Genomic DNA, 24,732 nt, shown 5'->3' with positions numbered 1-24,732 from the left:
CCACAGGTGGTACACAGGAAGCGGAAAGCAGGCGCATAGCGGAGCCCGTGACAGTAGGGGCATGACGATGGCGAACGCAGATCCCAGCAGCGAGCTCCGCAGGCCCGACGGCGGTCCCGTGCGCGTGCTCGTGGTCGACGACGAGCCGACGCTGGCCGAGCTCCTGTCGATGGCGCTGCGTTACGAGGGCTGGGACGTCAAGAGCGCGGGCGACGGCCAGACGGCCGTGCGCACCGCCCGGGAGTTCCGCCCCGACGCCGTCGTGCTCGACATGATGCTTCCCGACATCGACGGGCTCGAGGTGCTGCGCCGGCTGCGCGGCGAGTCGCCCGAGGTGCCGGTGCTGTTCCTGACCGCGAAGGACTCGGTGGAGGACCGGATCACCGGACTGACCGCGGGCGGCGACGACTACGTCACCAAGCCGTTCAGCCTCGAGGAGGTGGTGGCCCGGCTGCGCGGGCTGATGCGCCGGATGGGTCACTCCCCCATGCGCACCGACTCGCAGCTGGTCGTCGGCGACCTCACGCTCGACGAGGACAGCCACGAGGTGCGCCGCGGCGGCGACCTGGTCACGCTGACCGCCACCGAGTTCGAGCTGCTGCGCTACCTCATGCGCAACCCGCGCCGGGTGCTCAGCAAGAGCCAGATCCTCGACCGGGTGTGGAACTACGACTTCGGCGGCCAGGCCAACGTGGTGGAGCTCTACATCTCGTACCTCCGCAAGAAGATCGACGCGGGCCGCTCCCCGATGATCCACACGATGCGCGGGGCGGGTTATGTCCTCAAGCCCGCCGACTGAGGTGGCCCGGGTTCGTGCCGCCCGCTGGCGCAGCCCGGCCGGGTGGCCGCTGCGCGCCCGCATCGTCGCGATCATCATGGTGCTGCTCACCGTCCTGGGGCTCGCGGTCGGCGGCACGGCGTACGTCTTCCTGCGCGACACGCTCTACACCCAGGTCGACGCCAAGCTCGACGTGATCGGCGGGCGTCCGCCGGGCGGCCCGTTCGGTTCGTTCGACATCGACCACCCCTTCCGGGGCGAGGAGATCGGCTCGATCACGCTCTACTACACGAGCGTGGCGAACGTCAGGGGCGGCCAGGTCGTCCCGTACACCAACACCGACAACAACCCCGACACCAAGTACCAGGAGCTCACGGACGTCGCCGTCGCGCAGCTGCTCTCGGTCCCGCCCGACGGCGCCAAGTCGACGGTCGACGTCGACGGCTACGGGTCGTTCCGCGTCACCGCCGCACCGATCGACGAGGGCATCGTGCGGGTGACCGCGCTGTCGCTCAAGAACCCCAACTTCACGCTGCTGCGGGTCGCGCTGGTCACCGGCGGCGCCGTGCTCATCGCGCTGGGCATCGCCGGGTGGGCCGGCGCCCTGATCGTGCGCCGCACCCTGGCCCCGCTCGACCGGGTCGCCGCCACCGCCACCAGGGTCTCCGAGCTGCGGCTCGACCATGGCGAGGTGCGGCTGGCGCAGCGCGTGCCGGAACAGGACACCGATCCCCGTACGGAGGTGGGGCAGGTCGGCGCGGCGCTCAACCAGATGCTCGACCACGTCGGCAACGCGCTCGAAGCCCGGCACGCCAGCGAGATGCAGGTCCGCCAGTTCGTCGCGGACGCCAGCCACGAGCTGCGCACGCCGCTGGCCGCCATCCGGGGGTACGCCGAGCTGAGCCGCCGCAGCCGGGCCGCGGTGCCCGACGAGGTCGCCCACGTGCTCAACCGCGTCGAGTCCGAGGCCAAGCGGATGACCGGCCTGGTCGAGGACCTGCTGCTGCTCGCCCGCCTCGACGCCGGCCGCCCGCTGGCGCACGATCCGGTCGACCTCACCATGCTGGTCGTCGACACGGTCAGCGACGCGCACGCCGCCGGGCCGGGCCACAACTGGCAGCTCGACCTGCCCGAGGAGCCGGTCACCGTGATCGGCGACGGCGCGCGGCTGCACCAGGTGCTCGCCAACCTGCTGGCCAACGCGCGCACCCACACGCCCGAGGGCACCACGGTCACCGTCTCGGTCGCCCGCACGCCCGGCTCGGCGGTCCTGCGGGTCATCGACGGCGGCCCGGGCATCCCCGCCGACCTGCAGCCGCACATCTTCGAGCGGTTCGCGCGCGGCGACAGCTCGCGCTCGCGCGCCGCCGGCAGCACCGGGCTCGGCCTGTCGATCGTGCACGCCGTGGCGAGCGCGCACGGCGGCACGGTCGCGGTCGACAGCCGACCCGGCCGTACGGTCTTCACGGTCACGCTGCCGCTGGACCCGGCCGCCCCGGTGGCCGTCCCACCAGCTGAGCAGTTGGCGCAGATCGCGCCGCCCGCGAACTGAGGCGCTATGCTGTCCGACGTGTCTCGTTGGTATTCGTGGTTTATGGGGCCGGCTCCCGCCGGTGCCTCAGCCATGTCCTGAGACACCACGCCAGAGCCGGCCCGGGCAGCGACACGATGTCGCTGCCTTTTTCATTGCCGGCTCTCACCGTGGGCGCCGGCGGAGGAGTGGAGACCACCGTGACTGCCCCCGAGGTTCAGCGCGTTCGTGACCAGCGCATCGAGGCCGTCGTCCCGCTGATGAGCCCCGCGCTGCTGCACCACGAGCTGCCGCTGACGAGCGAGTTGCACGACACCGTGCTGGAGGGCCGCCGCCAGGTCGAGGACGTGCTGAACGGCCGAGATCCGCGGCTGCTCGTCGTCGTCGGCCCGTGCTCCGTGCACGACCCGGCCGCCGCGGGCGAGTACGCCTCCCGCCTGGCCTCGGTGCAGGGTCGCTTCGCCGAGGACCTGCTGATCGTGATGCGCGTCTACTTCGAGAAGCCGCGCTCCACCGTCGGCTGGAAGGGCCTGATCAACGACCCCGCGCTGGACGGCACCGGCGACGTGGGCACCGGCCTGCGGATCGCCCGCCGGCTGCTGCTCGACATCGTGGGCCGCGGCCTGCCCACCGCCGTGGAGTTCCTCGACCCGATCACGCCGCAGTACATCGCCGACACGGTGAGCTGGGGAGCCATCGGCGCCCGTACGGTCGAGTCGCAGGTCCACCGGCAGCTCTCGTCGGGCCTGTCGATGCCCATCGGCATGAAGAACCGCCCCGACGGCAGCATCGCCACCGCGATCGACGCGATCCACGCCGCCGCGGTGCCGCACGTGTTCCCCGGCATCGACTTCTCCGGCACCCCGGCGATCCTGCACACCACTGGCAACCCCGACACGCACCTGGTGCTGCGCGGCGGGGGCGGCAAGCCCAACTACAGCGCCGCCGACGTCTCCGCCGCCCTCGAGCTGCTGCGCGAGGCCTCGCTGCCGGAGCGCCTGGTGATCGACTGCTCGCACGGCAACAGCGGCAAGGACCACCTGCGCCAGCCGATCGTGGCCGACGACGTGGCCGGCCAGCTCGAGGCCGGCCAGCGCGGGATCAGCGGCGTGATGCTCGAGAGCTTCCTCGTGCCGGGCCGCCAGGAGCTGGGCGGTGAGCTGACGTACGGCCAGTCGGTGACCGACGCCTGCATGGGCTGGGACCCGACGGTGTCGGTCCTCGAACGGCTCGCCGTCGCGTCCGCCAAGCGTCGCGCCACACTCAGCTGACTGCCTGCCGGGGATTCACAGCTCCCGGACAGGAACGGCATAACGGCGGGACAGGGGCAACGCCGACCGTTGTCGAGGTAAAGATCCGCCTCTCAGTGGAGCCTCGATGACCACGACGTTGCCCGTCCCGCCGTCGGTTGCGCCGGCCGTCCCGCCTCTGCCCGGGCGCCGATGGCGTCTGCTGCGCGGCCCCGCCGGCGACGCGCCCTGGGTGCGCCCGGCGCTGCTCGCGTTGCTGCTGCTCACCGGCGTCCTCTACATCTGGGGGCTGGGAAGGAACGGCTGGGCCAACGCGTTCTACTCGGCCGCCGTGCAGGCCGGCTCGCAGAGCTGGAAGGCGTTCTTCTTCGGCTCCTCCGACGCGGCCAACTCGATCACCGTCGACAAGACCCCCGCCGCGCTCTGGGCCATGGCGCTCTCCGCGCGGGCCTTCGGGGTCAACGCGTGGAGCATCCTGGTGCCGCAGGCCCTGATGGGCGTGGCCAGCGTCGGGCTGCTGTTCGCCACGGTGCGGCGCTGGTTCGGCCCGGCCGCCGGCCTGATCGCCGGCGCGGTGCTGGCCCTCACGCCGATCGCCGTGCTGATGTTCCGGTTCAACAACCCCGACGCCCTGCTCGTGCTGCTGATGGTCGCCGGGGCCTACGCCACCGTACGGGCCATCGAGAACGGCTCGACCAAGTGGATCGTGCTCGCAGGCGTCTTCGTGGGGTTCGGCTTCCTCGCCAAGATGCTGCAGGCGCTGCTCGTGGTGCCCGCGTTCGCGCTGGCCTACCTGGTCGCCGGCCCGCCCAGGCTGGGCAAGCGCATCGTCCAGCTGCTGCTCTCGGGCGTCGCGCTGGTCGTCTCGGCGGGCTGGTACATCGCGATCGTCGAGCTGATCCCGGCGTCGATGCGGCCGTACATCGGCGGCTCGCAGAACAACAGCCTGCTGGAGCTCACCCTCGGCTACAACGGTCTGGGCCGGCTCAACGGCGAGGAGACCGGCAGCGTCGGCGGTGGCGGCTTCGGCGGCGGTGGCGGCATGTGGGGCGAGACCGGGCTGCTGCGCATGTTCGACAGCTCGCAGGGCGGTCAGATCTCGTGGCTGCTGCCCGGGGCGCTGATCGTGCTGGTCGCCGGGCTGGTCATCACGGCGCGGCGGGCCCGCACCGACCGGCAGCGGGCGGCGCTCATCGTGTGGGGCGGCTGGCTGCTGATCACCGGGCTGGTGTTCAGCTTCATGCAGGGCATCTTCCACGCGTACTACACGGTCGCGCTGGCGCCGGCGGTCGGCGCGGTGGCCGGCATGGGCGTCGCGCTGCTGTGGCAGCACCGGCGCAACGTGGTGGCCGCGGTGACGCTGGCGGCTGCGGTCGCGGTCACGGCCTGGTGGTCGTACCACCTGCTGGCGCGCAGCGCGGACTTCCTGCCGTGGCTGCGGTGGGTCGTGCTGATCGGTGGGCTCGCCGGGGCGGTCGCGCTGCTCGGGGCGCTCCGGCTGCCGGCCCGGGTGGCCGCGGTGGCCGCCGGGGTTTCGCTGGCCGCGGTGCTGGCGGGGCCGGCGGCGTATGCGGTGCAGACCGCTTCGGAGGCGCACACCGGGTCGATCCCCTCCGCGGGGCCGGCCACGGCCGGGGGCTTCGGCGGCGGGCCGGGGCGCGGTGGTCGCGGCGGGCGGGGTGGCTTCCCCGGTGGCGGGCAGGGCTTCCCGGGCGGCGGGCAGGGGTTCCCCGGCGGCGGCGCTGGTCAGGGTGGGTTCCCCGGCGTCCCCGGCGGTGGGCTCGGCGGCACGCAGAACGGCGGCTCTCCGAACGGCGGCTCGACCAATGGCGGCTCCCCGAATGGCGGTTCCACCAACGGCGGCTCTTCCAACGGCGGGACCCAGGGCAACGGTGGCTTCGGCGGCCGCGGCACCGGCGGCGGCATGGGCGGGCTGCTCGACGCAGCGACGGTCAGCGACGAGATGAAGGCGCTGCTCGAGGCCGACGCCGGCAAGTACACCTGGGTGGCGGCCGCGGTCGGCTCGCAGAGCGCGTCCGGCTACCAGCTCGCGACCGGCGACCCGGTGATGCCGGTCGGCGGCTTCAACGGCAGCGACCCGTCGCCCACGCTGGCGCAGTTCCAGCAGTACGTGGCCGAAGGAAAGATCCACTACTTCATCGGCGGCGGCGGTTTCGGCGGCGGCCGCAGCATGGGCGGCAGCGGCGCCGGCTCGCAGATCGCATCCTGGGTGGCCGAGAACTTCACAGCACGCACCGTCGGCACCACCACGGTGTACGACCTGACCCAGCTCGCGGCCACGACCACGCCCTGACAGCTCCGCAGTGGACAGGCGGTTCCCGTACGGGAGCCGCCTGTTCTTCGTCTTGGCAAGGACTCACAGTGCGGGCACAGGACCGGCACAAATGCTGCTCAGCCGCCGGGATCACCGTTGACGACATGAGCCTTTCGACGCAGCCCTCGCCCGCCGCGGCCCCGACCCGCCTCGATGCTCCGGTGCTCGACGTGGTCGTTCCCGTCCACAACGAGGAGATCGATCTCGAGCCGTGCGTGCGACGACTGCAGGCGTACCTGAAGAGCTCCTTCCCGTACCGCTTCCGGATCACCATCGCCGACAACGCGAGCACCGACTCGACCGCCGACGTCGCGCGCCGGCTGAGCGCCGACCTCGCCGAGGTCCAGTGGGTGCACCTGCCCGAGAAGGGCCGGGGCCGCGCGCTCAAGCACGTGTGGACGCACTCGGACGCGGCGGTGCTCGCCTACATGGACGTCGACCTGTCGACCGACCTGGGCGCGCTGCTGCCGCTGGTGGCGCCGCTGATCAGCGGGCACTCCGACCTGGCGATCGGCTCCCGCCTGGCGCGCGGCTCGCGGGTGGTGCGCGGCGCCAAGCGGGAGTTCATCTCGCGCAGCTACAACCTCATCCTGCGCGGCGCCCTGGCCGCGCGTTTCTCCGACGCCCAGTGCGGCTTCAAGGCGATCCGGTCGGACGTGGCCGCGCGGCTGCTGCCGATGGTCGAGGACACCGGCTGGTTCTTCGACACCGAGATGCTGGTGCTCGCCGAGCGGGCCGGCCTGCGCATCCACGAGGTCCCGGTCGACTGGATCGACGACCCCGACAGCCGCGTCGACATCGTGGCGACCGCGGTGGCCGACCTCAAGGGCATCGTGCGGCTGCTGCGCGCCTTCGGCTCCGGCCGGCTGCCGCTCGCCGCGCTGCGCGAACAGCTCGGCCGCAACCCGCTGCCCGTGGACGGCGTGCCCGCGGGCCTCACCGGTCAGCTCCTGCGCTTCGCCTTCGTGGGCGTCGCCAGCACGCTCGCCTACCTGGCGCTCTACGCGCTGCTCCGCCTAGGCGCCGGCCCGCAGTGGGCGAACTTCATCGCCCTGCTGGTCACCGCCGTCGCGAACACCGCCGCCAACCGCCGTCTGACCTTCGGCGTACGCGGAACCGACAACGCGTGGCGGCACCAAGCCCAAGGCTTGATCGTCTTCGGCATCGGCCTGGCGCTGACGAGCGGTTCCCTGGCCCTGCTGGACGCCCTGCACTCGGCCCCCGCCAAGCCCGTCGAGCTGGCCGTCCTGGTGATCGCGAACCTCCTCGCCACCGCCGTCCGTTTCCTGCTGCTGCGCATCTGGGTGTTCCGCCCCGCCACCGCCTGACCCCCAGCCAGGACCCGGTGGCCGCCCCGGCGCCCACCGGGCCCCTCGGGAGAGGCGGCGCCGGTCCCCGTCCAGCGCCGCCTCTCCACCTCCCCCGCGCGCCAGTCCCGTCCGACGCCGTCCACTCCACCTCTCCGCGCGCCAGTCCCGTCCGACGCCGTCCACTCCACCTCTCCGCGCGCCAGTCCCGTCCGACGCCGCTTCTTCGCCTTCCCCCGCCGGTCCCCGTCCCGCGCCACCTCTCCGTCTCTCCGCGCGCTAGTCCCATCCGACGCCGCCTCTCCGCCTCCCCCGCCGGTCCCCGTCCCGCGCCACCTCTCCGCCCCGCCTCCTCCCCGCCGGTCCCGCCTGTCCGCCTCCCCCGCCGGTCTCCGCCCTGCGCCGCCTCTCCGCCCCGGCGCCGGCAATTCAGAACGGGCCGCTGCTCCCACACCACGTCCCCGCACCCGCCAGCCACTCACCGCGACCGACGGCTACTGACTCACCGTGATCGCGCATCTGCCACCCACTCGCCGCAATCGAGAGGCACTGACTGGCCGCGATCGCGCGTCCGCCCGACTACTGACCGGGCACACGCCACTTAAGGTGTCGCGCCGCGGAAGGTGGTCACAGAGTGAGGGGCGTTTGACGTAGCGATGAGCGGGGCCTAGCTGCGCTCGTCAACTCAGATGCCGAGCAGTTGGCCGACGACACAACCAGCGCGGCGGCCCAGGCAGATCGCCGTCGCTGACCCTGGCGAGCACTTGCGGCGAAGACAGATCACCGTCGTTGACCGATCGCGAGCACGGCGGCACGGGCAGACCCACCGGACGCTGACCGGGCGCAAGCACCGTGGCGCTCACGGCCGGACCGCTGACCAGGCGCGGGCATAGCACTCGTTGACAGCACCGCCGCCGCGGCGACGGCCACGTGGGCGGCGACCGCGGCCCTCCATTGGCCCGGGAGCGAGCACGACACTCACCGACCGACGATCAACCCCGGCTAACGAAGCAACACGGCACCGGATGACATCGAGCACCGCCACGCGGACGAAATCAACCAACGGAACGAAGCACGCCGGCCCCGGGACGACATCGCGCACCGCCGGCGGTGGGGGACGGTACCGGGCCGGCTGACCGAGCGAAGGAAGGTAGCTGCCGTCCCACGCTGTGATGGCCTCGAGCGTCCCGCCGCTACACCCACGAAGACGATCGAGCACGTCGCCGGGTAGGTATAGGCGGCGTGGGCGACTGGCGAGCACCTGCGCCGCAGAGCGGCTGACGCGGTCGGCTGCGGCGACCGGCACCCACGACCGTCACTAAGCGTTCCCCGCGCCAACGGCAGGCCTTCGCCTGCGCCACCCGCGGACCCGCGCCAGCGCAGGCCCGCGCCAACGACAGCGGCAGGCCCTCGCCCGCGCCGCCAGCAAACCTGCACCACCGGCGGACCTACGCCACTCGCAGATTCCCGCCAGCGGCGACCCCGCACCAACGACAGCGGCAGGTCCGCGCCCGCGCCACCAAGCGGTCCCCCGCGCCAACGGCAGGCTTTCGCCTGTGCCACCGGCTGCTGCGCCACCCGGGGACCGTCGCCAGCGGCAAGCCCGCACCAACGACAGCGGCAGGCCCGCGCCGCGCCCGCATCATGTCGGCGCCACCGGCACGCCACGAATCCGCGGCCGCCGGACTGTCGCTGAGGGACGCCGCGGCGGGAGCGGGCGGGGTCAGTGATCTGGCGGCAGCTGATCGGGAGTGATGCGGCGGGGGCGGCCCGGTGGGCGGCGCAGCAGGGCGGCGGCGATGACGAGCGTGGCGAAGAAGGCGGAAGCCGCCGCGGCGATCCACCAGCCGAGGACGCCGAGGATGAAGGCGGCGGTCCAGATGACGGCGGCGGTGAGGAACAGGGACAGGGGTGGGCGTTTGGGCCGCGGGGGATCGAGCCGGCCGCTGGTCATGCGGGCACAGAACTCGGGGTCGTCACGCCGCAGCTGACGCTCCAGCTGCGCCAGCCGACGGCTGTCTTCCCTGCTCAACATGTCGCCACCTCCGGTCGGGGCCGCGGCCACTTCGTTGGACGGCACGCACTCCGATCAATGCCATTGTTACTCACGTGTTGCCTTTCGGATACCTCCGGAATTCCTCAACGTCGGCTCGGCGGCACCGGCACCGCTCTGACCACGACAACCACCCGTCCGCGATCCGGCGAACCGGGGCACGACGCCTATCCGAAGGCGACCGTGGCCTCGGGAACCTGACGGGCCCGGGCGACCTCGGCGGCCTCCTGGTCGACCTGTTTGCGCCGCGAGGCGGGAAGGGACTCGAACGTGGTGACGGTCAGCTCGATCCGCTTGCGGCCGGAGACCTTGGCCCGCCAGACGCCGGCCACCTCGCCGTCGACGAGCAGGGCGCCCGGATTGCCCAGGGTGCGCCACACCTCCTTCTGCCGGTCGCGGCCGGGCACCAGCAGGTCGCGGTCGCGCGCCTGCAGCAGCGGGTCCATCGGCGGCACGAAGCGCACCCCGGGCACCGGGGAGGCCGACTCGAGCGACGCGACGGCGTCGGTGGGGAGCCAGGCCTTGCGGCCGTCGGCCACGACCTCGGTCAACCGGTCGGACGGCCACGCGGATCTCATCTCGGCGGTCGAGCTGCCCAGGTATTTGCCCACCTCGAGCGGGCCGGCCGGGCCAAGGAACCGCAGGTAGGTGACGATCAGGTCGGCGAGCCCGGCGTTCCGCTCGGGGCGCGGCGGAGCGTCGGGGATCGGGCCGAGCATGGCGTCGCGGCCGCGGGACTGCACCTCGACGCCGCCGGCCAGCCCGGCGTGCTGCCAGACGTTGCCCGCGATGTGCCGCGCGCGGCAGGAGCGGCAGTCGTAGGTCAGCGAGCGCGGCACCCGCTTGCTGACCTCGGTGCTCACCTCGCCGCGCGGCATCGGCTCGTGCACCACCTCGCGGAACGCGTCGGCGGTGACGCGGAACGCCTCGATGCCCAGCTTCATGCCCTCGGGGATCTGGCCGCTCTTGATGCGCGCGGACGCGTCGGCGTCGCTGATCGGCCACAGCTGCTCGACGAGCGCGGCGAGGTCGGCACGGCGATGCTGATGCGGCGCGCCGCGGGCCGCCCAGACGGTGATCAGGCGGTCGTCGGCGGGGTCGGCGCTCGTGCGCGCGGCGAGCGCGACCTGGGCCGAACCCGGCGTGTATTCCTGCACGCCGAGGTCGAGGACGGGCAGGTCGGCGGGGCGGTCGGAGACGCGCTCGGCGAGCCCCAGCGCGGCGACCCGGTAGGCCATCACTTGTGCACGGTCGACGGTGACCACGGCACCTCCCAGGGGAGTCAGGTGCGACGACCGTACCGCCGGGCTGCGACATTTTTCTGGCGATCGCGGCGGCTGCCGGTCTGCCGCTCGACGAGTTCCCAGGTGTCGAGCCGGCTCGGCCCGTACGGTGTCTCCTGCAGGATCGGTGGCTCGCCGGTGAGCCGGTAGCCGCAGTGCCGCGCCACGGCAGTGCTGGCGGTGTTCCGCGAGTCGATGCGCAGCAGGAGCCGGCCGAGATGCAGACTGCTGCGGGCGTACGCGGAAAGAAGGGACAACGCCCCCGAGGCGAGCCCTCGCCGGCGCTCCCGCACGTCGACCAGGTAGGCGAGCTCGGCCTCCTTGAGGCCCAGGTCGACGCCGAACAGCAGCACCTCGCCGAGCGGCCGTCCGCCGTCGGTCGTGATGGCGAGCTGGATCCGCTGACCGGTGATCCGGCCCTGGTGGCAGCGCTTGAGATACGCGATGCCGGCCTCCACGTCGAACGGCGAGGGCATCGGGCGCCACCGGGCGATCTCGGGCTCGTCGAGCATGCGGACCAGGTCGTCGAGGTCCTCGGAACGCCATTCGCGCAGGACGAGGCCGTCTCCGGTCAGCGTGAGCGGAAAGGGGAGACGGCTGGCGACCACCACTCGATCCTGCCGTCGGGGACCGGTTGCGGCCAGTAGCGAGGGATATGTAGGCATGAGTGATTGGTCATGGTGCCCGGATCGCACCGCTGCGTCTGTGAAGATCTGGTGCAGGGAGTCGCCCGGCCCGGCGCCCAGCGCCTACGTTGTGATCATGAAAGCGATCCGCGCCTGGCTGCTGGTCTTCGTCGTCGGGCTGGTGCTGAGTGGCGTCACCGCGTTCCCCCTCCTCACCGAGACCCGGGTGCTGGCCGGGGTGCTACATGCCGTTCCCGCGCCCGGCCCGCTCGTCGCCTGGATCGACCGCGTGCACGAGGGGCTGACCGTCACCGGCGAGCGCTACCCCTTCATCGCGTACGGGACCGACTGGCTCGCCTTCGCCCACCTGGTCATCGCGATCGCGTTCTGGGGGCCGTGGCGCGATCCGGTCCGCAACGTCTGGGTGATCCATTGGGGAATGGTGTGCTGTGCGGGGATCGTCCCGCTGGCGCTGATCGCGGGCCCGATCCGCGGGCTGCCGCCCTGGTGGACCCTGATCGACATCTCGTTCGGCGTCTTCGGGATCGTTCCGCTGATCATGGTGCATCGCCTGACCAAGAGGCTGCCGTACGCGGCCCCGGAAACGGCCATTGTGGACCGTCGACGGGTGGGTGTGACGGCGGAGTCGTAACGTTGTCGTCGTGGAGGAACGAACCACGGTGGCGCCTCGGCGGGGTGAGACCTACGCCGGGCGCTCTCGCCAGCAGCGGTCCAGCGAGCGGCGCGACCGGATCGTGGCGGCCGCGGTGCACCTGTTCGGCACGCGCGACTACGAGGACGTCACGGTGGCCGACGTGTGCGCCGCCGCGAAGGTGTCCAAAAGGTACTTCTACGAGCATTTCGACGATCGGGCCGATCTGCTGCTGAAGGTCAACCGCGAACAGAACGAGTGGCTGCTGAGCGGCATCGCGGCGGCCGTGCCGGAGCAGCCGGCGAACCTGGCCGAGGTGTTCGGCCCGGCGCTTCACGCGCTGGTCGGCATGCTGCGCAGCCACCCCGAGAGCGCCCGCGTGATCTACGTGAACGCGCCGCGCATGGAGACCCGCCGCCGCGGGGTGCTGCGCGAGGACGCCCAGTTCGTGGCGAAGGTGCTGCGGCGCGCGACCGGAGAGCCCAAGGACCGGCTGGCGTACGACCGGACGCTGCTCGCCCTCGTGGCGGGCCTCAGCGAAGTGATCATCCACTGGATCTCGCAGGACATGCCCGGCGACCCCGACCAGCTCGCCGAGCACCTGACCGGCATCGCCCTGGCCCTGGTCGGCAGCGCCACGTCGCTCTGACGGTCCCTACGCCGGCGCGGCCGTGATCTCCATGCCGGCGGCGCGCAGCCGGGTGACCAGCGCGTCGCCGAGGGCGGTGGCCGGGGTCAGCACACCGCCGTCCGAGGGTGGGAGCGCCTCCCGGTCGTACACCAGGGCAAGCGCCGACTCCGCGAGCATGACCGCCGTGGCCGCGTAGCCGGGATCGCCGTTCGCCCGGAAGCGGGCCGTGTAGCGCGCGCCGGTCGTCGTGGTGGTGAAGAAGTCGCACGTGAAGTGGCCGTCGCGCTGGACCCGCTCGTCCGGCCCGCTGCCCGGCTTGGGCAGCACGCGGTCGAGCACGAACCGCGTCGGCGGCAGCATCATGCCCGCGACCAGCGCGCCGAGGCCCAGCCGCACGCCGTTGGCGAGCAGCGGCGAGAGCGGGGACGCGCCGACGCTCATCAGCTCGCGGTAGCGGAAGCGGCGGCCGTACCGCCAGTCGCGCAGGGCGTTGCTGCGGCGCACCACGCGGGTGTTGTAGGAGGCCATGAAGAACGGCGCGAGGGTGCCGCGCAGGCGGGGATGGACGTCGGCGCCCCGGACGGTGGCCACGTCGCCCTGGCGGCCCAGGTCGGGTTCGGCGGCGCGGTCGGGGCTCAGCGAGTACGGCCCGGCGGCGATCCGCCGCAGCCGGCGATCGTCGCGCACCACGTCCAGCTGGGTGCGCAACGTGTCGACCGTGCCCCCGCTGACGCCGCCGCGCAGGCTGGTCACGACCATGGTGGTGTCGGTGAGCTCGCCGGCGCCGTCGGCCGCGACCCGCTGAGCGAGGACGTGGACGCCGAGGTCGGACGGAACGGAGTCGAACCCGCAGGAGTGCACGATGCGGGCGCCCGTGCGGCGTGCGATCTCGTGGTTGCCGTCGATGCTCTCGCGGGCGAACACCACCTCGCCGGTCAGGTCGACGTAGTCGGTGCCCGCCTCGGCGCACGCGCGCGCCAGCTGCTTGCCGTACCGCAGGTAGGGACCGACGGTGGTGATCACGACCCGGGCCGAGGCAGCCAGCCGGGACAGCGCCTCGCCGTCGGCGGCGTCGGCCACGACGGTCGGCCAGTCGACGCCGAGCTGCCCCCGGACGTCGGCCAGCCGCTGCCCGGAACGGCCGGCCAGGGCCACGCGCGTGCCCGCCGGCGCGTGCTCGGCGAGGTAGCGCGCGGTGATGACGCCGACGAACCCGGTGGCCCCGTAGACGACGATATCGTGCTCGCGGACGCGGTCGCTCATGGTTGTGGATTTTGCATCAGCGCCTCATAAACCGCTCGCCACAGCTAGTCTCAGACCCATTGATCCCGTACGAATCGGCCGGTGCCGGGCTCCTCGAGGCCCCGCCGGCCCTGTCCGCGAAGAGCGCGGACCCCGCGGGCGGAACGCCTAATCCTGCCGCCGCCCGGCGGGACTCACACCCACGGCATGGAGCGGGGGACCCACGTTCCTCGGCGCGCCCGCGCGCCTCGGGGTGAAGCCGCACGTACGCGGCCGGGCACCTCAGCCCGAACCCGACAGCTCACCTCGCAGGCGTGGAGGGCAACCTGTCATGGCACGAGTCTGCAATCCTGCCCGCGTCGCGCTGGTTCTGGCCGCGGCGGGCCTCACCGCACTGGCCGCACCGGTCGTCACACCGGCCGCCGCGGCGCCGTCGCCCGCCTCCGACGTCAACTGGGACGCCATCGCGCACTGCGAGTCGGGCGGCAACTGGAGCATCAACACGGGCAACGGCTACTACGGCGGCCTGCAGTTCAGCCGCAGCACCTGGCGGGCGTACGGCGGTTCGCGGTTCGCCGGCACCGCCGACCAGGCCAGCCGCGACGAACAGATCCTCGTCGCCGAGCGCGTCCGGCGCGGCCAGGGGCTGGGCGCCTGGCCCTCCTGCGGCCGGCGCGCCGGGTCGGCCAAGCAGTACCGGACCGTCAGCGCCGGCAGCTCGGCGCGCTATCACGTCGTCCGCGCCGGGGAGACGCTGGCGACTATCGCGGCGCAGACCGGGGTGGCGGGCGGCTGGCGTACGCTGCACCGCCTCAACGCCGGCGTGCTGTCCGATCCGGACCGCATCTATCCGGGGCAGCGGCTCGCGCTGTCGGGCCCGGTGCAAACCAGGTCGTCGGACTGAGGCGGATCGGCTAGCGTCTCGCGCATGACTCTGCGGGAGAGGCTGCGCACGGCACTGCCGGCGGCCATGAAGGCCGGGGACCGGGCCGCGGTCTCGGCCCTGCGGGCGACGCTCGCCGCCATCGACAACGCCGAGGCGGTGGCGCCGGCCGACGGCGGACGGGGACTCGCGATCGAGGAGGCGCCCGTCGGCGCGGGCGCGACCGAGGTGGCCCGCCGGGTGCTCACCGAGGACGACGTGGCCCGCATCGTCCGCGCCGAGGCGGACGAGCGGGAGCAGGCGGCCGCCGACTACCGGGCGCTCGGCCGTGCCGAGCACGCGCAGCGGCTGGAGGCCGAGGCGGCGACGTTGCGCGGCCACCTGGCCTAGCTCTAAAACTGCCAGAGGTTGTTAACACTTCGGGTCTCCGATCGTTGGAGACTTATGCCCCCGTCGATGGACCAGAAGCTGGACCGTCAGGCACAGCATCGCCTGGCGGTTCTGCGGCACGTTGAAGAAGTCACCGGCAACGTCGCCCGCACCTGCCGCTACTACGGCATCAGCCGGCCGACCTACTACAAATGGCTGCGCCGCTACCAGGACGAAGGCCTCACCGGCCTGCGCGATCGCTCGAGCGCCCCGCACCACTGCCCGACCGCGACGCATGCCGACATCGTCAACAAGATCGTCTACCTGCGGCAGAACTATCACTTCGGCCCGGTGAAGATCCAGATGTATCTCAAGCGATACCACGACATCACGATCACCAGCTCGGCGATCTACAACATCCTGGTCCGCCTCGGCCTCAACCGGCTGCCCGCCTCGCAGCGCTACACCAGCCGCGAGAAACGCTGGAAACGTTACGAGAAACCACTTCCCGGCAACCGGCTCCAGATCGACGTCAAGTTCATCGAGCCGATCGGCCTGCCCGCCGACCCCGCGGCCGGCACAGCGCCGGTATCAGGCCGGCTACCCAAGCAACGCCGCCGTGCCAGGTACTACCAGTTCACCGCGATCGACGACTGCACCCGGCTGCGCGTGCTGCGCATCTACCCGCGATGCGATCAGAAGACCGCCATCCAGTTCCTCGACTACGTGCTGCAACGCCTGCCGTTTCGGGTGGAGGTCATCCAGACCGACAACGGTGCCGAGTTCCAGACCCAGTTCCACTGGCACGTGCTCGACCAAGGCATCGCCCACACCTACATCAAACCCGCATCGCCGCACCTCAACGGCAAGGTCGAACGGTCCCACCGCATCGACGCCGAAGAGTTCTACCGCATGCTCGAAGGCGTCGTCATCGACGACACCGGCGTCTTCAACGACAAGCTGCGCGAATGGGAGGATTACTACAACTACCACCGCCCACACGGCGCCCTGGACGGCCAGACACCCTACGAACGACTTAAGCAAAAGAGTCAGACCCAGGTGTAAACCGACTCTGGCAGATGCACACCTAGCGGCTCACGCCCCGGGGGTCGATGTGGACCTTCGGTGCAGCCCCACGCCGGCGGCCGGCGAGCACGTCGGCGGCCTCGTCGAGGCCCACCGTCTCGCCGACCAGCGGCCGCGGGTCGACGGCGCCCGAGGCGTACGTCTCGATGGTCTCGGCCAGCCCGCCGGACGCGCTCAGCACGCCCACGACGGTGAGGTCCTTGAGGACGGCCTGGCGCGTGTCCACGAGGGACGGCTCGCCGGCGATGCCGATGCAGACGACCCGGCCGCCGGGCTCGACGCGCTCCACCGCGAACGAGGGCAGCGACGGCGCGTTGCTGGCGTCGATGATCGCGTCGAACGGCACCGCCGGCAGCTCCTCGCGGGTCCAGGCGTTCGCGAAGCCGAGCGAGCGGGCGAAGTCGAGCGACTCGGTGGTCGCGCCGAGCAGGTGCACGTCGGCGCCGCGGGCGCGGGCGAACATGGCCGCCAGCAGGCCGATCGTGCCCGGACCGGTGACCAGCACCGTCCGGCCCGGCGCGGGGTCGGCGGCGCGGACGGCGCGAAGCGCGTTGCCGCCCGGCTCAACGAGCGCGCCGAGCGTGGCGTCGACCGCGTCGGGCAGCTCGAACAGCGCCTTCGCCGGCACCGGGAGGCGCTCGGCCAGCGCGCCGGGCCAGCCGTGCCGGATGCCGATCTCGTACCGGTCGGCGCAGAGATGCTGGCCGCCGCTGGTGCACCGCGCGCAGTGGCCGCACCCGAGCATGGTGTCGCCGGTGACCCGCTTGCCCAGCCACGATGCGTCGACCCCGGCGCCGACCGAGGAAACCACGCCGCTCCACTCATGGCCGATGCGGACCGGGTACGTGGCGTCGCCGGTCGCCAGGTAGGCCATGTCACCGGTGAGGAACTCCATGTCCGTGCCGCAGACACCGGCCCGCTCGACGTCGACGACCACTTCGCCGGCGCCCGCCACCGGCGGTTCGACCTCGACGACCTCAGACCGCCCCGGCCCGGTGATCACGAATGCGCGCATGCGACCAGTCTGCCGCCTCCTCCCGCCACGTGGCCGTGATGCCGCCGACGGTGAGCCGGCGGATCATGCGCGCCATCTCCCCCGGCCCGTGCGGGAAGCCGGCCCGCACCCACCATCCGAGGATGCCGACCAGCGCGCTCGCGTGGTACTCGGCCGCCACCTCGACCGGCAGCTGCAGCTCGTCGTGGGTGCACAGGTGGTCGCGCATCACCTCGAACAGCATCGTATGGAGGTGGCTCGTGCCGACCGCGCGATAGACGTCCGCGTGCCGGTGGGCGTGCTCGAACACCACGCCGAGGGCCCGGACCGGGTCGCCGGACCGCTCATCGGCCAGCGCGGCCAGCTCGCGCTCGAGGCCGGTGCGCAGGTCCTCGAAGCAGGAGGCGAAGAGCGCGTCCTTGTCGCGGTAGTGCGCATAGAACGTCGACCGGCCGACGTCGGCCCGATCGAGCACGTCCCGCACGGTGACGCGGTCGTAGCCGCGCTCCACGACCAGGCTCACCAATGCTTGTTGAAGAGCGGCCCGCGTACGCCGTACGCGCCGGTCCTCCGCTGCCATGTCCGTCCTTCCGGCCACTTGGCCGCATGTGTGCGGTTCGGGACAGCGCGGCGAATCCGCGCGTTGACCCCTCCCACCGTAACCGAACACGATGTTCGGAAGCGAACACTCAGTCCGGGAGCGGATCATGCACACGTTCACCCATGCCGAGCAGTACGACCGTCACGCCCTCCGCCTGGGCCGGCGACTCTACGACCACGTGGTCGCCGACACCCGCGCCCTCGGCCTGCCCGCCGGCGCGAGAGTGCTCGACGCCGGCACGGGCCCCGGCCGCATCCCGCGGGCGCTCGCCGAGGCCGAACCGTCGTGGACCCTCGACGGCGTCGACCTGTCCCCGCAGATGATCGAGTACGCCCGCGGCCGGGACCCGTCCGGCCGGGTCACCTACACCGTCGGCGATGTGGCCGCGCTCCCCTACCCCGACGCGACCTTCGACCTGATCGTCTCGTCGCTGAGCCAGCACCACTGGTCGCGGGTGGACGCCGGCATCCGCGACCTGCGCCGCGTCCTCCGCCCCGGCGGCCTCCTGCGGATCTACGACGTCCGCTGGTCCCTGCGCCGGGCCGAACGCGCCGCCGAGACACAGTTCGCCCAGGTCCGCCGCGAGGCGGTCCGCTTCACGCGGTGGCCTTTCCCGGTGATCGCCCGCTTGACCGCGCAGGCCCAGTGACCAGGCGCACGCCGACAGCCGGCTCGGTGTCGGCGGCGATCACCGGGACCGCCTGCCGCAGCAGCGGTAGCTACGCCGTCAAGTCCCGACGGGCTCGCGCCGTCCTAGGCCGTGATCAGTTCTGATTGATATGTCTGGGGTTGGGCGCGGTGAGCTGACGGATAAGGCGTGGGCGGAGATCGAGCCGTTGCTGCCGCAACCGGGCCGCCGCCACGGGCGGTGGCGTGATCACCGTCAGGTCATCAACCGGATCTTGTGGCAGGCGCGGACCGGGGCGCCGTGGCGGGACCTACCGGAGCGGTACGGGCCGTGGAAGACCTGCCATGAACGGTTACGCCGGTGGACCGATGATGGCACCTGGGAACGGATCCTCGCCCCTGCACAGGTTCATGACGATGCTCAGCCGGTGGAATGGATCGTCAGCGTGGACTCCAGCGTCGTGCATGCCCACCAGCACGCCGCTGGAGCGCGTAAAAAAGGGGGATCTGCCGGCGGTATCGCGATACCGGCGCAGGACGGTGAGGCGCTGGGCCGCTCCCGGGGCGGTCTGAGCACCTGATCGCGGACAAGGCCTATGCCCACGACCCGACCCGCCGCGGACTACGCCGTCGTGGTGTTGCCTGCACCATTCCGGAACGCAGCGACCAAGTCGCCCGCCGAGTCGCCAAAGGCAGCCACGGCGGACGACCACCGGCCTTCGACGGCGAGCTCTACGGCGGCGAAACGTCGTGGAACGCTGCATCAACCGGTTGAAGCAGTGGCGAGCCCTCGCCACCCGCTACGCCGAACGCGCCGCCCTCTACCGCTCAAACTGCTGCTCATCGCCGCCCTGATTTGGCTTCGGTGATCGGCAGGACACGGCCTGGGCGTATCCCCCACAACCCAAGCGCGACAGCCCTTGGGCGCTTGTCGTAACTGGACTGGCGGGGCAGGTACGAGAACGCGCCGGGCAAGGGGACGAGGCAGCAACCGCAACCATCGCGCCATGTCGCTACACGTAACCAGGAACGCCGGTGGCGTGATCACCGACGGGTAGTCACTGAATTCTGTTGCAGGCACGGATCGGGGGCCGTGGCAGGACCTGGCATGAATCGTTGCGCAGGTGGACCGACGACGGCGCTTCGGAACGGATCCTCGCCCACGCCGAGTCCGTGACGATGGTCAGCCGGCCGGGTGAGCTATCAGCGCCGACTCCGCCGTCATGCGGGCTTACCAGCACGCCGCTGAAGCACGCGGAAAGGGTGCTGCCGGTGGTGTGGCGATACCGGCTCAGGGTGCGGCGCTGGATTGCTCCCGGCACAGTCCGAGCGCCGGGCTTCAGTTGGCGGTCAGCGGTCAGGGCCGGCCCGTTGTCGGTGCTCTCACCTCTGGTCAGCCCGCTACGCCGTCGTGGCGTTGCCTGCACCTGCACCACCTGCAGAAGGCGGAGACCAGCCCGCCCGCCGAGCGGCCGGAGGCAGCCACGGCGGACGACCGACCTGCCCGATGCAACCGGCGGAACCGGCGCGGGATGAGGACCGTCACGAAGCCCCGCTAAGCCGCGTCGTGGCCGCCGGAAGGGGTCAAGGCGGGGACGGGAGCCGGACGGCGGCGGGCGGTGGCCAGGCGGGGCTCGGCCAGGATGACGAAGGCGGCCACGACGGTGAGGGCGGCGCCGGCCAGGGCGGTGGAGCGGGGCCCGGCGGAGGTGAGCAGGGAGCTGCCGAGCAGGGCGCCGCCGGTGATGCCGACGTTGAAGGCGGTGGAGGTGCCGGCGGCGGCCATGTCGGTGCTGGCGGGGGCCACCTCGAGGACGCGGACGCCGCTCACGGAGGTGAAGGTGGACAGGGCGAAGCCCGCCACGGCGGTGGTGACGACGGCGGTCAGCTGGTCGGTGCCGAAGGCGAACTGGGCGGCCAGCGTCACGGCCTGCAGGACGGCCGTCACGAGGAAGCTCTGCCAGCCCCAGCGGGCGGCGACCAGCCCCGCGACCAGGACGCCGAGCAGGCCCGCGGCGCCGCGCAGCAGCAGGATCGGGCCGAGCGCGGACGCGTCGAAGCCGCTCACCTCGGTGAGGAAGGGGTCGACGTAGGTGAACGCGGCGAAGGCGCCCGCCATGGTCAGCGCGATGCCGGCGACCAGCACGCGGTAACGGCCGGCGTCGGGGGCGCTGCCGCGGTCGGCGGAGCTCTCGCCGCGCGGGGTCTCGGGCAGCAGCGCGAGCACGACGACCAGCACGACCACGGCGACCACGGCCAGCGCGAGGAAGGGCAGTCGCCAGCCGAACCGCTGGCCCAGCCAGGTGCCCAGCGGGACGCCGACCAGCGGCGCGGCGGAGCTGCCGGCGAACACCACGGACAGCGCGCGGCCCCGCAGCCGCGGCGGGAACAGGCCCGCCGCGGCGGGGGTGACGACGGCCCAGAAGACCGACTGGCTCAGCGCGATGGCGACCCGGGCGGCCAGCAGCGACGGATAGTTCATCGCCAGCGCGGACAGGGCGGTCGACACGGCGACGACGGCGAGCAGCACGCCCAGCAGACGACGGCGGGGCCACGCGGCGGTGAGCCGGGTGAGCGGCACCGTGCAGACCACGACGACGAAGCCGTACGCCGTGACGAGCAGCCCGACCGACGACTGCGTGACGCCCAGGTCGCCGGCCATCGCGGCGAGCAGCCCGATGGGCAGCGTCTCGATGGTGACGTAGAGGAAGGCACCCAGCGACAGCGCCGCCAGAGCGACCGATGCACGGGTGCGGTTCATGCTCGGGACGCTACCGGCCGCGTACGACAGAATTTCGCCGGAACCACTTGGCAGTCTCGGCTGGCGAGTGCTAAAAAATGACTTGTCGCTGCTGCTCACCGCGGTGATGAACCACCTCGGGACGAGCCGCGCGACCTCGGCAGAGTTGATCTGAGCCGAGCGCCACGTGCGCCGCCGGACTCGCCGGCGGGCTGTCTAGTGGGAGGTGGATCCCGTGGTGCTGACTTTCGATCCTTTCCGTGAGTTCGACCGCCTGGCGGGCCAGATGCTCGGCGCCACCAGCAGCGGCGGCGTCGCCCCGATCGCGATGCCGATGGACCTCTACCGCTCCGGCGACCACTTCGTGCTGCACTGCGACCTCGCGGGCATCGACCCGGGCTCGGTCGACGTGGGTGTCGACGGCCGCGTGCTGACCATCCGCGCCGAGCGCTCCCCGCGCGGCGAAGAGGTGCAGTGGCTGCGCCGTGAGCGGGCGACCGGCACGTTCGAGCGCCGGCTCACCCTCGGCGACGGGCTCGACCTCGAGCACATCTCCGCCACCTGGAAGGACGGCGTGCTGACGCTGACCATCCCGGTCGCCGAGGCGGCCAAGCCGCGCCGCATCGCCATCACCACCGCGGACGAGCAGAGCGACCGCGTGCTGGAGGGCCAGACGGCGGACGTGTGACAGGTGGGGCGGCGGGCGCGGTCCGTTCGGATGATCAGCATCCGCCGCCCGCCCCCATACGATGCGCGTCGTGTCGCATCGGATGATCCGCACCGCGCTGTCGGCCACCCTCGTCGCGGGCTCGGCCGCGTTCATCCTGAGCTCCCCCGGGCCCGCGCGCGCCGCCGACCTGGTGACCGGTCTGCCGATCGCCTCGTTCGGCGACATCGTCGTCAACGGCGCCAGCAAGCGGATCTTCATCAGCGACCCGTCCGGCGGCAAGCTGGTCACCACCGACTACGCCGGCAAGGTGACGAACACGGTCGACAAGCTGCCGGGCATCGCGGGGCTGGCGCTCGCCGACGACGGCGACGTCTACGCCGCCGTGCCCGGCCTGAACGCGATCGTCGCCTTCAGCGAGAACGGCGGCAGGCTCGAGACGTACCCCGCGGGCGGCGCCGAACGGCCGCTCGCGGTCGCCCAGGCGGGCGGCGGCATCTGGTTCGGCGCGGGCAACGGCAAGCTGGGCCGCCTCGACCGCAGCGGCGACGAGCCCACCCTGCGGCCGGGCGTCGTGGACGTCTCGTTCTCGACCGGTCCGGCGTTCGCCGCCTCCGGCAACCTCCTGGTCGCCACCGACACCTCGGTCAAGCCCGCGACCTTCACGGTCGTGGACGTCTCGACGACCCCACCGACCAAAGTGGTCACCAGGCAGCTCGGCGCCGACCGCCCGCAGGACCTGGCGTTCACCGCCGACGGGAGCCGGCTGGTCACGGCCGGGCTCGGGAGCCCCGCCCGCGCCGTGAAGCCCGCCGACCTGAGCACGATCGAGAACTACACCGCCGGCCCGGACGGCAACGCCGTGGCCGTGCGGGCGGACGGCACGGTGGCGGTCGGGCGGCCCGGCACGGCGGCCAAGGCCGTCTCGCTGTTCACGCCGGGCAAGGCCGCCGCGACCAGGCAGTACGACCTGAGGAACGCCGGCACGCTGCTGCCGGGCGGCCTCGCCTGGGAGCCCGGTGGCCCGCGGCTGTTCGGCGTCTCGGACGAGACCGTCGCGGGCACACCCGAGAAGTTCGCGCTGCAGATCTTCGGCGACCCGTCCCGGACCACCACGACCGTCGCGCTCAGCGTGCCCGCCAAGCTCGCCCTCGGCGCGACGGCGACGATCACGGGCGTCTTCGCGAGCCCGGTCCCGGCCGGCCTGCCCGTGGTGATCACCCGCAAGGACGCGGCCGGCAGCCGCCGCGTCGGCCCCACGACCGTGCCCGCCGGCGGCAGGTTCACGATCAGCGACAAGCCGGCGAAGGGCGGCACGGTGACCTACACGGTCGCGTTCGCCGGCAACGACGACTTCTCGCCGGCCACGGTCACCAAGTCGTTCGCCGTGGGAACGGCCGGGACCACGACGCTCTCGCTCGACCGCAACGGCGGCGTCTTCGCGTACGGGTCGACGGTCACCCTCACCGCCAAGCTCGGCGCGACCCACTCCAGCCGTACGGTCGAGATCTGGGCCGACCCGTTCGGCTCCGACCAGCCCAGCAAGCTCGTCCGCAGGGCCGCGGTGAACAGCAAGGGCGTGCTGACCGCGTCGTACAAGCTGACCCGCAACACCACGTTCTCGGCGATCTTCCGGGGTGACGCGTTCACCGCGGCGCGCGCCGCCAAGTCGACGGTGTCCACCAAGGTCAACGTGTGGGTCGCGATCGACAAGCACTACGGCACCGCCGTGGTCGGCGGGGTGACGTACCACGTCATCCGCTCGTCGGTGGACCCGTCGTTCTTCACCCACATGCCGCAGTACCCGGGCCGGAAGCCGTACCTGACCATCGACTTCTTCAACGGCAGCAAGTGGCAGACCTGGCGGGCCTCCTACTCCGTCCTGCAGAACGGCGTCTCGGAGAACATCCTCACGGGCACGCACACCATCGGCGTCAGGTACCGCGTCCGGTCCGCGTACCTGTACGGCAAGTCCGGTGACACGGTCAACACGACCACCTACGGCAACTACAAGTACTTCACGTTCTCCCGGTAGGCATACTCGACGTCGTGACGAGACAGCCCCGCCTGGAGATCGAGTACTGCACGCAGTGCCGCTGGCTGCTGCGCGCCGCGTGGACCGCTCAGGAGTTGCTCACCACGTTCCAGAAGGAGCTGGGCGAGGTGGCGCTGGTGCCGGGCGTCGGCGGGGTGTTCGAGATCCGGCTCGACGAGGAGCTGCTCTGGTCGCGCAAGGCGGCCGGCGGCTTCCCCGAGCTGCCCGAGCTCAAGCGGCTGGTGCGTGACCGCGTCGCGCCCGGCCGCTCGCTCGGCCACACCGACCGTGCCGGGACGTCACCCGAGACGTGAGAGGTCGCGCTCGGCGTACAACCGGTGCTGCCACTCCTCGTTGAGGACGGTCAACAGACATTTCCGTACGGGAAAGCTCCGCGGAGGCGGCCAGCTGTCACCCTCGACGGGCTTCGTGTTCGCGGCCAGCTGCTCGTCGGTGAGCTCGTCGACGACGCGGCGCACCGTCGCCATCCGGTCGTGCCGCAGCGCCAGCACCTCGTCCAGGGTGGGCCGGACCGTGCGGTCGTGCGGGATGCCGGGAGTGTCCGGAAGTCCGTCCCACGGCAGGTCGAGCGGGTGCCACGGGGACGGGTCGCCGAGGATCGCGCGCCGCACCCACGCGTCGGTGGCGAACGCCAGGTGGCGCAGCGTCTCGATGAACGACCACTCCTCGTCCACCGACTCGTGCAGCTTCTCCGGCGGCAGCTCGCGGGCCCGCTCGACCGTGGCCGCCCACCGGCGCTCGACGATGTCCCACGCCTCGCGGAACCCGGCCGGGTCGGCGGGATTCATCCTGGGCCGGTCGGGATCGCGGCGGTCGAGCTCCGCGTTGATCAGCGGCACCACGTCGACGCCATTGATCACCAGGTTCGAGATCTCGCCGTCGATGTCGACGTCGCCCAGGTAGACGCCGCGCATGACCGAGCCGAAGAAGTCGGTGTCGCGGAACACCGACCGGCGCAGGTCGACGTCGCGGAACCGGGATCCGCTCAGGTTCTGGTGCTCGAAGGTGGCCATGCGAGCAC

The 24,732-nt window shown here is 72.1% G+C and carries 22 protein-coding genes, 1 pseudogene and 1 riboswitch; of the genes and pseudogenes, 15 read left to right on the top strand and 8 right to left on the bottom strand.

Annotation, left to right across the window (positions count from 1 at the left end; translation table 11 throughout):
• Positions 1–61 precede the first annotated feature (61 nt).
• The 5 genes from ACSNN8_RS16370 (at position 62) to ACSNN8_RS16350 (ending at position 7,222) form a co-directional block, all read left to right on the top strand.
• Entirely contained in the window at positions 62–799 is a 738-nt protein-coding gene (locus tag ACSNN8_RS16370; protein ID WP_436650063.1) for a response regulator transcription factor, read from the top strand.
• A 76-nt stretch (positions 800–875) separates the two neighbouring features.
• The gene (locus ACSNN8_RS16365; protein WP_436650737.1) at positions 876–2,330 is read left to right on the top strand and encodes a sensor histidine kinase; all 1,455 of its coding nucleotides are present in this window, start codon (positions 876–878) and stop codon (positions 2,328–2,330) included.
• Positions 2,331–2,509: 179 nt separating this feature from the next.
• Positions 2,510–3,580: a 3-deoxy-7-phosphoheptulonate synthase gene (locus tag ACSNN8_RS16360; protein WP_436650062.1), complete on the top strand. Its 1,071-nt coding sequence runs from the start codon at positions 2,510–2,512 to the stop codon at positions 3,578–3,580.
• Positions 3,581–3,686: 106 nt separating this feature from the next.
• Positions 3,687–5,873 carry an ArnT family glycosyltransferase gene (locus ACSNN8_RS16355; RefSeq protein ID WP_436650061.1) on the top strand — a complete coding sequence of 729 codons (2,187 nt, stop codon included), beginning with the start codon at positions 3,687–3,689 and terminating at the stop codon, positions 5,871–5,873.
• A 125-nt stretch (positions 5,874–5,998) separates the two neighbouring features.
• Positions 5,999–7,222 carry a glycosyltransferase gene (locus ACSNN8_RS16350; protein ID WP_436650060.1) on the top strand — a complete coding sequence of 408 codons (1,224 nt, stop codon included), beginning with the start codon at positions 5,999–6,001 and terminating at the stop codon, positions 7,220–7,222.
• Between the two features lie 1,702 nt (positions 7,223–8,924).
• Here ACSNN8_RS16350 and ACSNN8_RS16345 read toward each other — a convergent pair.
• The 3 genes from ACSNN8_RS16345 to ACSNN8_RS16335 all read right to left on the bottom strand — a co-directional run bounded on the left by ACSNN8_RS16345 (position 8,925) and on the right by ACSNN8_RS16335 (position 11,145).
• Positions 8,925–9,236 (bottom strand): DUF3040 domain-containing protein, encoded by a 312-nt coding sequence (locus ACSNN8_RS16345; RefSeq protein ID WP_436650059.1) that lies wholly within the window; start codon positions 9,234–9,236, stop codon positions 8,925–8,927.
• A 185-nt stretch (positions 9,237–9,421) separates the two neighbouring features.
• Entirely contained in the window at positions 9,422–10,519 is a 1,098-nt protein-coding gene (locus tag ACSNN8_RS16340) for a DNA glycosylase AlkZ-like family protein (protein ID WP_436650058.1), read from the bottom strand.
• Between the two features lie 17 nt (positions 10,520–10,536).
• Positions 10,537–11,145: a GNAT family N-acetyltransferase gene (locus ACSNN8_RS16335; protein WP_436650057.1), complete on the bottom strand. Its 609-nt coding sequence runs from the start codon at positions 11,143–11,145 to the stop codon at positions 10,537–10,539.
• Positions 11,146–11,299: 154 nt separating this feature from the next.
• Here ACSNN8_RS16335 and ACSNN8_RS16330 point away from each other — a divergent pair, with 154 nt between their 5' ends.
• Both ACSNN8_RS16330 and ACSNN8_RS16325 read left to right on the top strand, forming a co-directional pair.
• Positions 11,300–11,815, top strand: a complete 516-nt coding sequence (locus ACSNN8_RS16330) for a hypothetical protein (RefSeq protein WP_436650056.1) — start codon at positions 11,300–11,302, stop codon at positions 11,813–11,815.
• A gap of 10 nt (positions 11,816–11,825) precedes the next feature.
• Entirely contained in the window at positions 11,826–12,464 is a 639-nt protein-coding gene (locus ACSNN8_RS16325) for a TetR/AcrR family transcriptional regulator (protein ID WP_436650055.1), read from the top strand.
• A gap of 6 nt (positions 12,465–12,470) precedes the next feature.
• Here the strand turns inward: ACSNN8_RS16325 and ACSNN8_RS16320 are convergent, their stop codons facing one another.
• On the bottom strand, positions 12,471–13,709 hold the full coding sequence (locus ACSNN8_RS16320; protein WP_436650054.1) for a saccharopine dehydrogenase family protein: 1,239 nt from the start codon (positions 13,707–13,709) through the stop codon (positions 12,471–12,473).
• A gap of 166 nt (positions 13,710–13,875) precedes the next feature.
• Positions 13,876–14,018: riboswitch (cyclic di-AMP (ydaO/yuaA leader) on the top strand.
• 1 nt (position 14,019) lies between these two features.
• On the opposite strand from ACSNN8_RS16320, the gene ACSNN8_RS16315 reads away from it, so the two are divergent.
• The 3 genes from ACSNN8_RS16315 (at position 14,020) to ACSNN8_RS16305 (ending at position 16,005) form a co-directional block, all read left to right on the top strand.
• Positions 14,020–14,592, top strand: coding sequence for a transglycosylase family protein (locus ACSNN8_RS16315; protein WP_436650053.1), 573 nt, complete (start codon positions 14,020–14,022; stop codon positions 14,590–14,592).
• A 24-nt stretch (positions 14,593–14,616) separates the two neighbouring features.
• Positions 14,617–14,961 (top strand): hypothetical protein, encoded by a 345-nt coding sequence (locus ACSNN8_RS16310; protein ID WP_436650052.1) that lies wholly within the window; start codon positions 14,617–14,619, stop codon positions 14,959–14,961.
• Between the two features lie 66 nt (positions 14,962–15,027).
• On the top strand, positions 15,028–16,005 hold the full coding sequence (locus tag ACSNN8_RS16305) for an IS481 family transposase (protein WP_436650051.1): 978 nt from the start codon (positions 15,028–15,030) through the stop codon (positions 16,003–16,005).
• A 22-nt stretch (positions 16,006–16,027) separates the two neighbouring features.
• On the opposite strand, the gene ACSNN8_RS16300 is transcribed toward ACSNN8_RS16305, so the two are convergent.
• On the bottom strand, positions 16,028–17,041 hold the full coding sequence (locus ACSNN8_RS16300; RefSeq protein WP_436650050.1) for a zinc-dependent alcohol dehydrogenase: 1,014 nt from the start codon (positions 17,039–17,041) through the stop codon (positions 16,028–16,030).
• Entirely contained in the window at positions 17,004–17,600 is a 597-nt protein-coding gene (locus ACSNN8_RS16295) for a TetR/AcrR family transcriptional regulator (protein ID WP_436650049.1), read from the bottom strand. Before ACSNN8_RS16295 ends, ACSNN8_RS16300 begins: the two co-directional genes overlap by 38 nt.
• Positions 17,601–17,727: 127 nt before the next feature.
• Here ACSNN8_RS16295 and ACSNN8_RS16290 point away from each other — a divergent pair, with 127 nt between their 5' ends.
• Together ACSNN8_RS16290 and ACSNN8_RS16285 are read left to right on the top strand one after the other, a co-directional pair.
• Positions 17,728–18,270, top strand: a complete 543-nt coding sequence (locus tag ACSNN8_RS16290; RefSeq protein ID WP_436650048.1) for a class I SAM-dependent methyltransferase — start codon at positions 17,728–17,730, stop codon at positions 18,268–18,270.
• A 130-nt stretch (positions 18,271–18,400) separates the two neighbouring features.
• A pseudogene (locus tag ACSNN8_RS16285) lies at positions 18,401–19,117 on the top strand (IS5 family transposase).
• Positions 19,118–19,803: 686 nt separating this feature from the next.
• Here the strand turns inward: ACSNN8_RS16285 and ACSNN8_RS16280 are convergent.
• Positions 19,804–21,009, bottom strand: a complete 1,206-nt coding sequence (locus ACSNN8_RS16280; RefSeq protein WP_436650047.1) for an MFS transporter — start codon at positions 21,007–21,009, stop codon at positions 19,804–19,806.
• 214 nt (positions 21,010–21,223) lie between these two features.
• On the opposite strand from ACSNN8_RS16280, the gene ACSNN8_RS16275 reads away from it, so the two are divergent.
• The 3 genes from ACSNN8_RS16275 (at position 21,224) to ACSNN8_RS16265 (ending at position 24,004) form a co-directional block, all read left to right on the top strand.
• Positions 21,224–21,676, top strand: coding sequence for an Hsp20/alpha crystallin family protein (locus ACSNN8_RS16275; protein ID WP_436650046.1), 453 nt, complete (start codon positions 21,224–21,226; stop codon positions 21,674–21,676).
• A gap of 70 nt (positions 21,677–21,746) precedes the next feature.
• Positions 21,747–23,690 (top strand): hypothetical protein, encoded by a 1,944-nt coding sequence (locus ACSNN8_RS16270; RefSeq protein WP_436650045.1) that lies wholly within the window; start codon positions 21,747–21,749, stop codon positions 23,688–23,690.
• A gap of 14 nt (positions 23,691–23,704) precedes the next feature.
• Positions 23,705–24,004: a SelT/SelW/SelH family protein gene (locus ACSNN8_RS16265; RefSeq protein ID WP_436650044.1), complete on the top strand. Its 300-nt coding sequence runs from the start codon at positions 23,705–23,707 to the stop codon at positions 24,002–24,004.
• Here the strand turns inward: ACSNN8_RS16265 and ACSNN8_RS16260 are convergent.
• The gene (locus tag ACSNN8_RS16260; protein ID WP_436650043.1) at positions 23,990–24,724 is read right to left on the bottom strand and encodes a DinB family protein; all 735 of its coding nucleotides are present in this window, start codon (positions 24,722–24,724) and stop codon (positions 23,990–23,992) included. The genes ACSNN8_RS16265 and ACSNN8_RS16260 overlap by 15 nt on opposite strands.
• Positions 24,725–24,732: the final 8 nt, after the last annotated feature.

The sequence above is a fragment of the Actinoplanes sp. URMC 104 genome, assembly GCF_051386375.1.
Classification (GTDB): Bacteria; Actinomycetota; Actinomycetes; order Mycobacteriales; family Micromonosporaceae; genus Actinoplanes.
This window is presented reverse-complemented; position numbering and strand designations above follow the sequence as displayed.